The organism is Pleomorphomonas carboxyditropha (assembly GCF_002770725.1).
GTDB classification, from domain to species: Bacteria; Pseudomonadota; Alphaproteobacteria; order Rhizobiales; family Pleomorphomonadaceae; genus Pleomorphomonas; species Pleomorphomonas carboxyditropha.
Genome location: NZ_NQVN01000003.1, coordinates 177,009 through 190,522 on the forward strand (window position 1 = coordinate 177,009; position 13,514 = coordinate 190,522).

Sequence of the window (13,514 nt, forward strand, 5' to 3'; positions counted from 1 at the left end):
CAGGACGGACAGCCGCCGGCGGGCCGGCGGAGCCGTCGTCTTGCGTAAGTCCGGGACGTCAGCTCATCCAGTTGCCGCCGTCCACGTTGTAGGTCTGGGCGACGACGTAGTCGCTGTCGGCCGAGGCGAGGAACACGGCCATGCCGGTCAGGTCCTCGGCGCGGCCCATGCGGCCGTAGGGGATGGCCTCGCCGACCAGCTTCTTCTTCTCGCCGATCGGCCGCTGCTCGTATCTGGCGAAGAGGGCGTCGACGCCGTCCCAATGCTCGCCGTCGACGACACCGGGCGCGATGGCGTTGACGTTGATGCGGTGCTTGATGAGGTCGAGGCCGGCGGACTGGGTGAGCGAGATCACCGCCGCCTTGGTGGCGCAGTAGATGGCGACCAGCGCCTCGCCGCGCCGACCGGCCTGACTGGCCATGTTGATGATCTTGCCGCCCTTGCCGCGGGCGATCATCGATTTCGCCGCCGCCTGCAGCGTGAACAGCGTGCCGCCGACGTTGATGGCGAACAGCCGGTCGTAGCTCGCGCGCGGGATCTCGACGATCGGAGCCATGTCGAACAGGGCGGCGTTGTTGACGAGGATGTCGATGCCGCCGGTGCGGCGGTCGACCTCGGCCATGGCGGCGTCGATCGACGCCTGGTCGGTGACGTCCATGGAAAGGGCGTAGGCCGCCGCGCCGATCTCTTCGGCGGTTCGGCGGGCCCGCTCGAGATTGATGTCGGCGATGGCCACGGTGGCGCCCTCGCGGACATAGGCCTCGGCGAAGGCCCGGCCGATGCCGCGGGCGCTGCCGGTGATAAGAGCGGACTTGCCTTCGAGACGCTTCATCTGATTGCCCTCCCCTTGTCGTCGAACTTGTGCAGATTGGCCATGTCGGGGGTCAGGCCCACCGTGTCGCCATGGCCGAGCATGATCTCGCCGCCGGCCCGGACGGTGAGCGTGCCGAGGTTTTCGGTGTGGATGTGCAGGTAGGTGTCCGAGCCGAGATGCTCGGCGACGCCGACCGTGCCGGTCCAGAGGCCGCCGCCGGTGGAGACGGCGATATGCTCGGGGCGGACGCCGAGGGTATGGCAGTCCAGCCCGGCGGCCACCGGGCCGGTGATGAAGTTCATCTTCGGCGAGCCGATGAAGCCGGCGACGAACAGGTTGTCGGGGCGGCGGTAGAGATCGAGCGGGCTGCCGACCTGCTCGATGTTGCCGCGGTTCAGCACCACGATCTTGTCGGCCATGGTCATGGCTTCCACCTGATCGTGGGTGACGTAGATCATCGTGGTGCCGAGCGCCTGGTGCAGCTCGGAGATCTCGAGGCGCATCTGCACGCGCAGCGCCGCGTCGAGGTTGCTGAGCGGCTCGTCGAACAGGAAAGCCTCGGGCTGGCGGACGATGGCGCGGCCAATGGCGACGCGCTGGCGCTGGCCGCCCGAGAGCTGGCGCGGCTTGCGGTCGAGATAGTCGGTGAGGTTCAGCGTCCTCGCCGCCGCCTGCACCTTGGCCTCGATCTCGGCGGCCGGCAGGCGCGCCATCTTGAGGGGGAAGGCGATGTTGGCGCGCACGCTCATGTGCGGGTAGAGGGCGTAGGACTGGAACACCATCGACAGGCCGCGCCGGGCCGGCGGCAGGGCCGTGGTGTCCTTGCCGTCGATGAGGATGGCGCCGGACGTGACGTCCTCCAGGCCGGCGATCAGCCGCAGCAGCGTCGACTTGCCGCAGCCGGACGGGCCGACGAAGACCGCGAACTCGCCGTCGGCGATCTCGAGATCGATGGCGGGGATGACGGTGAGGTCACCGAAGGCCTTGTTCACCCGCTGAAGTGTGATGCTGCCCATGGGGGTGTCCTTATTTGACGGCGCCGAAGGTCAGGCCGCGCACGAGCTGCTTCTGCGAGAACCAGCCGAGGATGAGGATCGGAGCGATCGCCATGGTCGAGGCCGCGGAGAGCTTGGCGTAGAAAAGCCCTTCGGGACTGGAGTAGGAGGCGATGAAGGTGGTGAGCGGGGCCGCCTTGGCCGCCGACAGGTTCAGCGTCCAGAAGGCCTCGTTCCAGGCAAGGATGATGTTGAGCAGAAGCGTGGAGGCGATGCCGGGAACCGCCATGGGCGTCAGCACGTAGAGGATTTCGTTCCACAGCCCGGCCCCGTCCATGCGCGCCGCCTCGAGGATGTCGACGGGGATTTCCTTGAAGTAGGTGTAGAGCATCCAGATGATGATCGGCAGGTCGATCAGCGTCAGGATGACGGTCAGGCCGACGCGGCTGTCGAGCAGGCCCAGGTCGCGGAAGATCAGGTAGATCGGCACCAGCACGCCGACGGCCGGCATCATCTTGGTGGAGAGCATCCACATCAGAAGATCCTTGGTGTGCTTGCCGGGCTGGAAGGCCATGGCCCAGGCGGCGGGCACGGCGATGACAAGGCCGATCAGCGTCGATCCGAAGGAGATGAACACCGAGTTGGAGAAGTGGCGGAAATAGTCCGACCGCCGCTGCACCTCGACGTAGTTCTCCAGCGTCCACTGGAAGAACAGGAACGAGGGCGGCGAGGCGACGGCCTCGCCCTCGGTCTTGAAGGAGGTGATGAAGGTCCAGAGGATAGGGAAGAACATCAGGAGGCCGATGGCCCACGCGATGACGGTGACGAACCAGCGGCGCCGGGTGCTGACATGGCGTGCCATGGCTCAGGCCTCCAGGGTCTTGCCGATCGCCCGCAGCAGGAACAGGGCGACGATGTTGGCGAGGATGACGGCGACCACGCCGCCGGCCGATGCGCCGCCGACGTCGAACTGGAGCAGCGCCTGGGCGTAGACCAGATAGGCGATGTTGGTGCTGTCGTTGCCCGGGCCGCCGTTGGTGGTGACGAGGATTTCGGCGAAGACCGACAGCAGGAAGATGGTCTCGATCAGGATGACGACGGTTATGGCGCGCGAAAGGTGCGGCAGGACGAGATAGAAGAAGCGCGACACCGGGCCGGCGCCGTCCATCTCCGCCGCCTCCTTCTGCTCCTCGTCGAGCGACTGCAGGGCGGTCAACAGGATGAGCGTGGCGAAGGGCAGCCACTGCCAGGCGACGATGACGATGATGGCGGCGAGCGGCGTCACCGCCAGCCAGTCGTGCGGCGTGAAGCCCATGGACGTCTGGAGCCAGGCCAGAAGGCCGTTGACCGGATTCATGAACATGTTCTTCCACACCAGCGCCGTGACGGTGGGCATGACGAAGAAGGGCGCGATGACCAGCAGGCGGACGATGCCCTGGCCGATCACCGGCTGGTCCAGCAGCAGGGCCAGCAGAACGCCGCCGACGATGGTGATGGCCAGCACGCCGACGACGATCATCACCGTGTTGACGAGCGCGGTGAGGAAGGCGGGATCGGTGAGGAAGAACTGATAGTTGAGCAGCCCCGCCCATTGCTCGGTGCCGGGCATGAGCAGGTTGTAGCGGAGGAAGGAGAAGTAGATGGTCAGGCCGAGGGGAACGATCATCCAGATAAACAGCAGGATGACCGAGGGGGCGACCATCAAACGTGCCGCGGTCCTGGAATTCTGAGTTGCCATGGCAGACGTCCTTGAACGAAGCGCCGGTTCCCGTCATCCCGCCGGGGTCGGGACGAAGGCCCCGGCCTCGGCGGCGCGCGTTGCGGTTTTGCTTTCAAGCGCCGTCATCGACAGCGTTGTGCCGACCAGAACCGTCTCGACGGTCAGAGGCATGATGGCAACTCCGGTTCCCTCGGGGCGCGGAAACGGGGCGCGCGGGCGGGCGCGCCCCAGCACGGGACATCGGTCCGGCGCAGCGCGCCGCGATCGGGAAGCTGGGGAAGGAGGCGGGCAGCCGTCCGCAGGGGCAGCCGCCCGCCAGTCTTTCGCTCGGGAGGAGAGCCGGGAGTTACTTGATGTAGCCGGCCTTGGTCATTTCGCGGACCGTCAGATCCTGCGCCGCCTTGAGAGCGTCGTCGACCGACCTCTGACCCGCGAGAGCGGCCGAGAACTGCTGGCCGACGGCGGTGCCGATCCCCTGGAACTCGGGGATGGAGACGAACTGGCCGCCGGTGTAGGGCACCGGCTTGACCGTCGGATGGCCGGTGTCGGCGGCGTCCATCGCCTCGAGGGTCTTGGCGGCGAAGGCGGCTTCCTTCAGGTACTCCGCGTTCTTGTAGAGCGAGGTGCGGGTGCCCGGCGGAACGTTGGCCCAGCCTTCCTTGCCGGCCACCAGCTCGGTGTAGGCCTTGGAGGTCGCCCAGGAGATGAACTTCTGCGCGGCGTCGGCCTTGGTGGTGCCGGCCGGGACGGCGAGGTTCCATGCCCACAGCCAGTTGCCGTGGTTGTCGAGATCGCCGCTGGTCGGGAACAGCGCGTAGCCGACGTTGCCGGCGACGCTGGAGGCCTTCGGATCGGACACGAAGGAGGCGGCGACGGTGGCATCCATCCACATGCCGCACTTGCCGGACTGGAACAGCGCCAGGTTCTCGTTGAAGCCGTTGGAGGAAGCGCCCGGCGGGCCGGCGTCCTTCATCAGGCTGACGTAGAACTCGATCGTATTCTTCCATTCGGGCTGGTCGAACTGGGGCTGCCAGTTCTCGTCGAACCAGCGGGCGCCGAAGCTGTTGGCCGCCGCGCTGAGGAAGGCCATGTTCTCGCCCCAGCCGGCCTTGCCGCGCAGGCAGATGCCGTAGATGCCGGCGGACTTGTCGGTGATCTTGCGGGCGGCGTCGGCGATGAAGTCCCACTTGGGATTGTCGGGCATCTTCAGCCCAGCCTTGTCGAACAGGTCGGTGCGGTACATCACCATGGCGCTCTCGCCGTAGAAGGGCGCGGCGTAGAGCTTGCCGTCGTAGGACACCGACTGGCGGATGGCCGGCAGCAGGTCGTCCACGTCATAGTCGGCGCCGAGACCGTCGAGCGGCAGCAGCCAGCCCTGCTTGGCCCAGATCGGCACTTCATAGTTGCCGATGGTCATGATGTCGAACTGGCCGCCCTTGGTGGCGATATCGGTCGTCACCTTCTGGCGCAGGCTGTTTTCCTCGAGGGTCACCCACTCGATCGTGATGTCGGGATTCTTGGCGGTGAAGTCGTCGGTCAACTTCTGCATGCGGATCATGTCACCGTTGTTCACGGTGGCAATGGTCAGAGTTTCGGCGTGGACCGCGCTCGCGATAACGAGCATCGAGGCCATGCCGAGCATTGCCGATTTCAGAGTCATTTCATCCTCCCGGCGCCGTGGTGCCGGCGCCCGATGAACTATTTTGGCGATCCTGCCGGCCCAGTCTCCTCCGACGGGCCGATGGGATGTGAGTCATTATGAGTAATTTGCGGTCTCGTCATACACACAGACAGGTATTCGACCGATCCGGGCGGCGTCCTTGAACTTGGATTTCCCTCGCTCGCCCGATGGTTAATGCTCTCACGACGCGCCGGCGCCGACCAAGCATTCTCTGTCAATTATTGTGCAATTTTTGCAGGTTTTAGGGCCGGCAACCGAAGCCGCTCACCTTTGAAAATGCAGGATCTTTCTATCAACCGATTGAATTTTCAGGGCTTGGACGATGCCCAACTGCAAAATCGTATCCAACGGGCGGCGTTCCCGCCGTTTTTCCCGTTCGTTGGATCCATCGCAGCGACGGGCGCTCCGGAGACGGCACGCTGTGCAACTTTCCCGGCGTCGATGAAGCAGGTAGCGATGCACCGTGGCGTTGCGCCGGTTTCTCAAGACGAAAAAAGCGCGCCCCGACATCCGCGAAGTGAATAAATGCCGATCTCTACGAGCCCGCAAGACAGACGGCACGATCAAAGGCACGATTTGCTCGCGATCTGCTCATCATGCGTTATCCGCCCCGCGAGACATTACTGCGCACGGCGGCCTGCATAATTGGGGATGCGATGGAACGAGCATGGAGATAGCGGGAAGCCAGTTCTGATCACGTGTCAGCGCCGCGTGCGTGCGGACAAAGCGTCAAACCGGCGCGTTGCCAAAACCGCTCAATGATTCCGGAGATAAAATGGCGCGCTCGAAGAGATTCGAACTCCTGACCCTCAGATTCGTAGTCTGATGCTCTATCCAGCTGAGCTACGAGCGCAAGCCAATACGAACTGGATACCGCCGCGATGAAATCGGCGGTCCCGATCGCTGGGGAGTGTCTACCCAACTGGCCGGACGAATGCAAGCGGTTTCTATGGAGCCGATGTCGCTTTTTGCGGAACGGCCAACTTCCTATCTTTTCAGATAGTTAGCTGAATCTCCGTCAAACGGAAAGTTTGGCCGGCGCAGCTTTTTCTGCCGACGGCCAACTGATGATCGTCCGAAAAGCAGGGCTTTGCCTGCGCTCCCGTCAGATCTGGCGGACGGCCCTGCGGGCAGCGGCACGCCGCTCGCCGAGGCCAGCGTCTCGCCGGGCCGCCATGGCGGGAACTTGCGGATGCGTCGGCCGCAGGGAGGCAAAAAAGGCGCTGGCGGCGACGACGAGCAGCGTCGGCAACCAGAGCAGCACGTTGGACCAGGCCATGAGCCGATTGAAGAGGCGATCGCGCCGGCTGGTGGCCAGCTCGTGCAGCGACAGCACGGTGAAACCCAATCCGATGGCCAAATAAGCCACGCCTGCAAAAACAATGAGAATAGACATTGGCGCCAACCCGAATTTTACCGGCCGATATTGACCGGAATGGAAAAGGATCCCTCCGGACACAAAGATCCGCAGGGCGTTTTCCGGGTCCATCCAAACCCGCACAACCTGTCGGGATTCCGTTTCGCTTGCGCGACAACGGAGCCCTCCGGCTCTGGGTGAGGTGGCCGCCACGTAAGCTGGCGCGCTCGCTGTTCACCCAACCCGCACCAAGACCAGAAATGCCAGTCTGGCACGAAGAAGGTTAATGAAAGATAAGCAAACCGCCCCGATCCGGGGCGATAACCCACTTCCATTCCATGCAGTATACATGTTTTTCACCAAGAGTCGCGCAAAAGAGGAGTGCACGCCCAAAGTTTCTACAGAAAGGCGAGCAATCCGGCCGGCGTTTCACCGCGGAATTTGCTCTCGCGCCGGCTTTTCCGGAAAATCAACATCCTCCGGACCGACATTCTAGCCGCGCGGCGTCCGCCGGCCGGCCGGCGAAAAAGGCTCGAGGCGCCGGTGCAGGTCCTCGATCATCGCCAGGCGGTTTTCCGCCGCCTCTCCGAGCGCCGCGCCGACCGCCGAGGCGAGGTGGCTGATCAGCGACATCGGCGCCACGTAGCTGTCGAACAGGCTGGCGCCCTGGTTGGGGCAGCGCAGCGTCACGTGCGCCAGGTGGGCGGTGCGGGCCGCGGAGGCGTCGGTGACGAGCAGGATGCGGGCGCCGCCGTCGCGGACTGCGGCCATCACCTCGCGGAGCGCCGGCGGCCGGCGGCGGAAACCGAACACCACCAGCGCATCGCCGGGACCGAGGCCGACGAGGTCTTCGGCAAGCGTCTGCCCGGCCAGCGGCAACAGGCGGACGTCCGGCTTCACGTGGGCAAGAAGACCGCGCGCATAGGTGGCCAATGCCGCCGAATTGCGGAAACCGATCACGTGAAGGCGTCTTGCCGAAACAAGCAGTTCGACGGCGGCGGCAAGCGCGGCCGGCGGCAGATCGAGAGCAAGGCGCTTCAGATTGTCGATATCCTGGGCAACGTGCCTGGCGAAATCGGCCGGCCGTTCCGCGGCGGAGAGCTCGTAAAGCGGCGAGCCCCAGGTGCGCGCTTCGCGGACGGAGCGGCGCAGGTCGCCGTAGCTCTCGTAGCCGAGCCGGCGGAAGAAGCGGGCCGCCGTCGCCGCCGACACCTCGGCGCGGGCGGCAAGCTCGCCGGCCGTGAAGGCCGAAAGGTCGGCGGCCGCCTCGAGGACCACTTCGGCGAGGCGTCTTTCGCTTTCGGTCAGCTCGTCGAACAGCGCGGCGATGCGCACGTCGACGCCGTAGCCGGATGCCCCGGCGCTTCGTCCGCCCATGCCGGCGGCAATCGCCTCTTTTTTCATCTTTTCCATTTCATGAAAATTCTCTTTCATATATGCTTCCCTGTCAAGCCGGGCAGGCCGGCAACAAGAACCTCGGACCGATGACCTACCTCTTCCCCAATCCAGCCGTTTCGCCCGCCAAGGCCGCCTTTCTCGTCAACGCCGCCCGCAAGAAGGGGCCCTATCCCGAGGCCTTCAAGGCGACGCTGTCGCACGCCGGCCATGTCCGGGCGGCCAAGGTCATCTCGTCCTGGCCGGGTTATGCGCCGACGCCGCTCGCCTCGCTGCCCACGCTGGCGGAGCGGCTTGGCGTCGCGGCCGTCCACTACAAGGACGAAGGCGGGCGCTTCGGTCTCGGCTCGTTCAAGGCGCTCGGCGGCGCCTACGCGGTGTTCCGCCTGCTCGCCGCCGAACTGCGGCGGAGGGACGGCGGCGTCGACGAGGCGGCGCTGGCGGCCGGCCGGCTGAAGGAGGCCGCCAGGACCGTTACCGTCTGCTGCGCCACCGACGGCAATCACGGCCGTTCCGTCGCCTGGGGCGCCCGCATGTTCGGCGCCCGCGCGGTGATCTTCATTCATGCCAGCGTGTCGGAAGGGCGGGCCGAGGCCATCCGCCGCTACGGCGCCGAGGTGGTGCGGACGTCGGGCAATTACGACGATTCGGTGCGCGAGGCCGACCGGACCGCGGCGGCAAACGGCTGGTTCGTGGTCTCCGACACCTCCTATCCCGGATATACCGACGTGCCGCGCGACGTCATGCAGGGCTATGCGGTGATGGTGGCCGAGGCGCTCGGCGCGCTCGATGCCCCGCCCAGCCACGTCTTCGTCCAGGGTGGCGTCGGCGGCCTCGCCGCCGCCATCATCGCCCACCTGTGGGAAGCCTACGGCGCCGACATGCCCGCCATCGTCGTCGTGGAGCCGGACAAGGCCGCGTGCCTCTACGAGAGTGCGCGAGCCGGCAAGCCGACGGCCGTCGCCGGCGACCTCGACACCGTCATGGCCGGCATGGCCTGCGGCGAGCCGTCGCTGATCGCCTGGCCGTTGCTCGCCAGCGGTGCATCCGCCTTCATGACCATTGCCGACCAAGCGGCGCTTGCCACAATGCAGCTCTTGGCGTCGGGCGCCGCCGGGGCCACCATCGTCGGCGGCGAATCGGGGGTCGCCGGCCTTGCCGGATTGATCGCCGCCGCCGGCCAGCCGGACTGGCGGCAGGCGCTCGGCCTTGACAGCGCCTCGCGCGTCCTGCTGTTCGGCAGCGAAGGTGACACCGATCCGGATCTTTACGCCCGCATCGTCGGCCGCACCGGCGACGCGGTTCGCGCTGGAGCATAAGAGATGACCGACCTTTCTCCCGCCCTTCCCGTCAACGGCGACCGCCTCGTCGCCCGCCTCAAGGCGCTCGGCCAGGTCGGCGCATTGCCGGAAGGCGGCGTCTGCCGCCTCGCCCTGACGCCGGAAGACGGCGCCGGCCGCGACCTGGTGGTCCGCTGGATGCGGGACCAGAAGCTTCAGGTGACGATCGACCCGATCGGCAACATCTTCGCCACCCGCAAGGGCACGCAGGACGGCCCGTCGGTGATGATCGGCTCGCATATCGACACGGTGGCGACCGGCGGCATCTACGACGGCAATCTCGGCGTGCTGGCCGGCCTCGAAGTATTGCAGGCCCTCGACGACGCCGGGATCGCCACGGTGCAGCCCGTCACCGTCGCCGCCTTCACCAACGAGGAGGGCGCCCGCTTCCAGCCGGACATGCTTGGCAGCCTCGTGCATGTCGGCGACCTGCCGCTCCAGGAAGCGCTCGACACCATCTCCATCGACGGCACGCGGCTCGGCGACGATCTCGCCGACATCGGCTATGCCGGCACGGCGCCGCTCGGCGGCATCAAGGCGGCCGCCTATCTCGAATATCACATCGAGCAGGGGCCGGTGCTGGAGGCCGAGGGCATCGACATCGGCGTCGTCGAGGGCGTGCAGGGCATCTCGTGGACGGAGATCACGCTCAGCGGCCGGGCGAGCCACGCCGGCGCCACGCCGATGCGCCTCCGCCGCGATGCCGGCCTCGCCGCCGCCCGCATCGCCCACGGCGTCGCCGACATCGCCAAGTCGATCGGCGGCGACATGGTCGGCACCGTCGGCTCGCTGCGCCTCAGGCCCAACCTCGTCAACGTCGTCGCCGAAATGGCGCAGATGACCGTCGACCTCCGCCACCCGCAGGAGAAGGTGCTGGCCGAGGCGGAAGCGCGCCTCGCCGCCCTGGTCGCCCGCGTCGCCGAGGAGGAGCACGTTTCCTTCACCCGGCGCCGCCTTGCCCGTTTCGAGCCGGTCGCCTTCGACGGCGAACTGGTCGGCCGGGTCGAAAAGACGGCGAAGAGCCTCGGTCTTTCCACCCGCCGCATGTTCTCGGGCGCCGGCCACGACGCCCAGATGCTGGCCCGCACCTGCCCGGCCGCCATGGTGTTCGTGCCGTCGATCGCCGGGCTCAGCCACAACACCGCCGAATACACGGCCCCGGACGACATCGCCAACGGTCTCGCCGTGCTCGGCACGCTGGCGCTGGACCTGGCCGGCCGCGCCAACACACCCGCTTGAGGAGTATCGAGAGAATGTCCCGCACCATCGTCGTCGGCGCCGCCCAGCTTGGGCCGATCGCCCGCGCCGACAGCCGCCAGGCGGTCGTCGCCCGGATGATCGCGCTCATCGAAAAGGCCGCCCGGCGCGGCTGCGATCTCGTGGTCTATCCGGAACTGGCGCTGACCACCTTCTTCCCCCGCTGGTTCATGGAGGACCAGGCGGAGGTCGACGCCTTCTTCGAGACCGAGATGCCCGGCCCGGCCACGGCGCCGCTGTTCGCCAAGGTCAAGGAGCTCGGCGTCGCCATCAGCTTCGGCTATGCCGAGAAGACGGTGGTCGATGGCCGCGTCAGGCGCTTCAACACCTCCATCATCGTCGACAAGACGGGTGAGATCGTCCACCGCTACCACAAGGTCCACCTGCCCGGACATACGGACAACGAGCCCTGGCGGGCGTTCCAGCACCTGGAGAAGCGCTACTTCGAGCCGGGCGACACCTTCTTCACGCCGGCCGACTGCCTGGGCGGCAAGATCGGCATGGCCATCTGCAACGACCGCCGCTGGCCGGAGACCTACCGCGAGCATGCGCTGCGCGGCACCGAGATGGTGCTGATCGGCTACAACACGCCCTATCACTATCCGCTCGCCCCCGAGCACGACCATCTCCAATGCTTCCACAATCACCTCGGCATGCAGGCCGGGGCGTATGCCAACGGCATGTGGGTGGTCGGCGTCGGCAAGGCCGGCAACGAGGAGAACTGCGTGCTGATCGGCCAGAGCTGCATCATCGCCCCGACCGGCGAGATCGTCGCCATGGCCTCGACGCTCGGCGACGAACTGGTGACGCACGACTGCGACCTCGATCGCTGCACCGAGATCCGCGCCAACATCTTCAATTTCCGGAAGCACCGGCGGCCGGAAATGTATCCGCTGCTGTCGGCACCGGTCTGACGCGGGATTGTTTTGCATGGCCGACCTGACGCCGATCCCGCTGCCGGTGCTCGTCAACCGGATGTTCCGCGAGCTCGCGGCGAAGAAGAGCGCCTTCCATCTGCCGCGCTTCAAATTCGCCAAGGCAGCCGCCGGCCGTGACATGTCCACCTCGATCTTCGGCCGCCGGGCGGCGACGCCCTTCGGACCGGCGGCCGGGCCGCACACCCAACTGGCGCAGAACATCGTGCTGAGCTGGCTGGCCGGCGGCCGGGTGATCGAGCTCAAGACGGTGCAGGTGCTCGACCATCTGGAGATCGCCCGCCCCTGCATCGACATGGAAACGGTGGGCTTCAACATCGAATGGTCGCAGGAGCTCTCTCTCGAGCAGTCGCTTACGGAATACGTCAAGGCGGCGATGCTGATCGAGATGGCCAAGGCGGAGGGTCTGGCGCCCGGCCTCGAAGACACCGTCATCGACATGAGCGTCGGCTACGATCTTGCCGGCATCCGCACGGACAAGGTACGCGCCTTCATCGCCGGCATGAAGGACGCCGGCGCCGTCATCGACCGGCTGCGGCGGCAAATTCCCGACGCCTACGCCCGCTTCCGGGACCTCGCCTATCCCACCTGCATCTCCGACAGCGTCACCGTCTCCACCTTCCACGGCTGCCCGCCCGGCGAGATCGAGGCGATCGCCGCCCATCTGATGGCCGAGGAAGGGCTCGACGTGGTCATCAAGCTCAACCCGACGCTGCTCGGCAAGGCCGATCTCAACGCCCTCCTGCACGACAGGCTCGGCTACACCGACCTCGTGGTACCCGACGCCACTTTCGAGAAGGACGCGAAATGGCAGGATGTCAGAGCGATCGTCAGCCGGCTCGGCGACCTCGCCGACAGGATCGGCCGCGGCTTCGGCGTCAAGTTCTCCAACACGCTGCTCGTCCATAACCACAAGCCGTTCTTCCCGGCCGGCACCGGCGAGATGTACCTGTCCGGGCCGCCGCTGCACGTGCTGGCCATCGAGCTGGTCGGCCGCTTCCGGGCAGAGTTCGGCGATCGCTTGCCGATCTCGTTCTCGGCCGGCATCGATGTCGGCAACTTCGCCGACACGGTGGCCCTCGGCCTCAAGCCGGTCAGCGTCTGCACCGACCTCCTGAAGGGCGCCGGCTATGGCAAGGGCGCCGATTACGTCGCCGACCTCGCCGATCGCATGGCCGAGGTGGAGGCGACGGACCTCGACACCTATGCCCTGAAGGCGTTCGGTCTCGCCGGGGCGGCGCTCGACGATCTGGAGATGCCGGCCGGGCGCAAGGCGGCGCTGGCCGCGGCGATCGAGACAGGTGAAGACCTGCGCGCCGCCGCCGGTTCGGACTTCGGGCCATGGGTGTCGGCGGCCCGGTTGCGCAATACCCTCCACTATGCCGCCCGCGTGCGCGACGACCGCCGCTACAGCCGGCCCGAGGTCGACCATCCGCCGCGCCGGACCGGCGTGCCGCTCAGCCTTCTCGACTGCGAGACCTGCGGCAAGTGCGTCAACGTCTGTCCCAACGACGCCATCTTCCGCTATCCGCTGCCGCAGCAGCCGGTCGTCGCCGCGACGCTGCGGCCCGGCGCGGATGTGGCGGTCGGCGAGGCGCAGCCGGTGACGCGCGCCCAGCAGATCGGCATCTTCGCCGACGCCTGCAACCGCTGCGGCAACTGCGACGTCACCTGCCCGGAAACCGGCGGGCCGTTTGCCCGCAAGGCCAACCTGTTCGGCTCGCCCGCGAGCCTCGACGACGCGCCGGATCGCGACGGCATCGCCATCGAGAAGACGGCGACGGGGCTTCGGCTTCACGTCCGCGACGAAGGCCGGCGCCTGACGATCGACGACGACGGCGCCCGCCTCGCCTGCAAGGGGGACGGCTTCGACCTTTCGATCGACCCGGCGGCGCCGGAGACGGCCTGCGGCGTTGCCGGGCGTCCGCTCGACGTCGGCCGCCTGATCCTCATTGCCCGCATCGCCCGCGCCGTCACGGCGCCCACCATCGTCACCTACGCCAACACCGCCTTCGACTGA

The 13,514-nt window shown here is 66.8% G+C and carries 11 protein-coding genes and 1 tRNA gene; 4 read left to right on the forward strand and 8 right to left on the reverse strand.

Features of this window, described 5'->3' with window-relative positions:
• Nucleotides 1-58 precede the first annotated feature (58 nt).
• The 8 genes from CJ014_RS07975 to CJ014_RS08010 all read right to left on the reverse strand — a co-directional run bounded on the left by CJ014_RS07975 (nucleotide 59) and on the right by CJ014_RS08010 (nucleotide 7,980).
• On the reverse strand, nucleotides 59-832 hold the full coding sequence (locus tag CJ014_RS07975) for an L-iditol 2-dehydrogenase (protein ID WP_100079944.1): 774 nt from the start codon (nucleotides 830-832) through the stop codon (nucleotides 59-61).
• Nucleotides 829-1,830, reverse strand: coding sequence for an ABC transporter ATP-binding protein (locus CJ014_RS07980; protein WP_100079945.1), 1,002 nt, complete (start codon nucleotides 1,828-1,830; stop codon nucleotides 829-831). The genes CJ014_RS07975 and CJ014_RS07980 overlap by 4 nt, the downstream gene beginning before the upstream one ends.
• A 10-nt stretch (nucleotides 1,831-1,840) precedes the next feature.
• Nucleotides 1,841-2,671, reverse strand: a complete 831-nt coding sequence (locus tag CJ014_RS07985; protein ID WP_100079946.1) for a carbohydrate ABC transporter permease — start codon at nucleotides 2,669-2,671, stop codon at nucleotides 1,841-1,843.
• Nucleotides 2,672-2,674: 3 nt separating this feature from the next.
• Nucleotides 2,675-3,547 carry a carbohydrate ABC transporter permease gene (locus CJ014_RS07990; RefSeq protein ID WP_100079947.1) on the reverse strand — a complete coding sequence of 291 codons (873 nt, stop codon included), beginning with the start codon at nucleotides 3,545-3,547 and terminating at the stop codon, nucleotides 2,675-2,677.
• 328 nt (nucleotides 3,548-3,875) lie between these two features.
• Nucleotides 3,876-5,189, reverse strand: coding sequence for an ABC transporter substrate-binding protein (locus CJ014_RS07995; protein ID WP_100079948.1), 1,314 nt, complete (start codon nucleotides 5,187-5,189; stop codon nucleotides 3,876-3,878).
• A gap of 797 nt (nucleotides 5,190-5,986) precedes the next feature.
• Nucleotides 5,987-6,063 (reverse strand) — tRNA-Arg (locus CJ014_RS08000).
• Nucleotides 6,064-6,315: 252 nt separating this feature from the next.
• Entirely contained in the window at nucleotides 6,316-6,606 is a 291-nt protein-coding gene (locus CJ014_RS08005) for a hypothetical protein (RefSeq protein WP_133121819.1), read from the reverse strand.
• 453 nt (nucleotides 6,607-7,059) lie between these two features.
• Nucleotides 7,060-7,980 carry a MurR/RpiR family transcriptional regulator gene (locus CJ014_RS08010; protein ID WP_165790788.1) on the reverse strand — a complete coding sequence of 307 codons (921 nt, stop codon included), beginning with the start codon at nucleotides 7,978-7,980 and terminating at the stop codon, nucleotides 7,060-7,062.
• Between the two features lie 71 nt (nucleotides 7,981-8,051).
• Here CJ014_RS08010 and CJ014_RS08015 point away from each other — a divergent pair, with 71 nt between their 5' ends.
• From CJ014_RS08015 to CJ014_RS08030, 4 genes are read left to right on the forward strand one after another with little or no spacing between them, the layout of a single operon-like run.
• Entirely contained in the window at nucleotides 8,052-9,281 is a 1,230-nt protein-coding gene (locus CJ014_RS08015; protein ID WP_100080103.1) for a diaminopropionate ammonia-lyase, read from the forward strand.
• Nucleotides 9,282-9,284: 3 nt separating this feature from the next.
• Nucleotides 9,285-10,541 (forward strand): Zn-dependent hydrolase, encoded by a 1,257-nt coding sequence (locus tag CJ014_RS08020; protein WP_100079951.1) that lies wholly within the window; start codon nucleotides 9,285-9,287, stop codon nucleotides 10,539-10,541.
• Nucleotides 10,542-10,555: 14 nt separating this feature from the next.
• A complete protein-coding gene (locus tag CJ014_RS08025; protein ID WP_100079952.1) occupies nucleotides 10,556-11,473 on the forward strand; it encodes an N-carbamoyl-D-amino-acid hydrolase in 918 nt (305 codons plus the stop codon).
• 16 nt (nucleotides 11,474-11,489) lie between these two features.
• The gene (locus tag CJ014_RS08030; RefSeq protein ID WP_100079953.1) at nucleotides 11,490-13,514 is read left to right on the forward strand and encodes a 4Fe-4S dicluster domain-containing protein; all 2,025 of its coding nucleotides are present in this window, start codon (nucleotides 11,490-11,492) and stop codon (nucleotides 13,512-13,514) included.

Coding starts and splice junctions, on each gene's coding strand:
- CJ014_RS07975 (WP_100079944.1), bottom strand. CDS start 832: ATGAAGCGTCTCGAAGGCAAGTCCGCTCTTATCACCGGCAGCGCCCGC.
- CJ014_RS07980 (WP_100079945.1), bottom strand. CDS start 1,830: ATGGGCAGCATCACACTTCAGCGGGTGAACAAGGCCTTCGGTGACCTC.
- CJ014_RS07985 (WP_100079946.1), bottom strand. CDS start 2,671: ATGGCACGCCATGTCAGCACCCGGCGCCGCTGGTTCGTCACCGTCATC.
- CJ014_RS07990 (WP_100079947.1), bottom strand. CDS start 3,547: ATGGCAACTCAGAATTCCAGGACCGCGGCACGTTTGATGGTCGCCCCC.
- CJ014_RS07995 (WP_100079948.1), bottom strand. CDS start 5,189: ATGACTCTGAAATCGGCAATGCTCGGCATGGCCTCGATGCTCGTTATC.
- CJ014_RS08005 (WP_133121819.1), bottom strand. CDS start 6,606: ATGTCTATTCTCATTGTTTTTGCAGGCGTGGCTTATTTGGCCATCGGA.
- CJ014_RS08010 (WP_165790788.1), bottom strand. CDS start 7,980: ATGGAAAAGATGAAAAAAGAGGCGATTGCCGCCGGCATGGGCGGACGA.
- CJ014_RS08015 (WP_100080103.1), top strand. CDS start 8,052: ATGACCTACCTCTTCCCCAATCCAGCCGTTTCGCCCGCCAAGGCCGCC.
- CJ014_RS08020 (WP_100079951.1), top strand. CDS start 9,285: ATGACCGACCTTTCTCCCGCCCTTCCCGTCAACGGCGACCGCCTCGTC.
- CJ014_RS08025 (WP_100079952.1), top strand. CDS start 10,556: ATGTCCCGCACCATCGTCGTCGGCGCCGCCCAGCTTGGGCCGATCGCC.
- CJ014_RS08030 (WP_100079953.1), top strand. CDS start 11,490: ATGGCCGACCTGACGCCGATCCCGCTGCCGGTGCTCGTCAACCGGATG.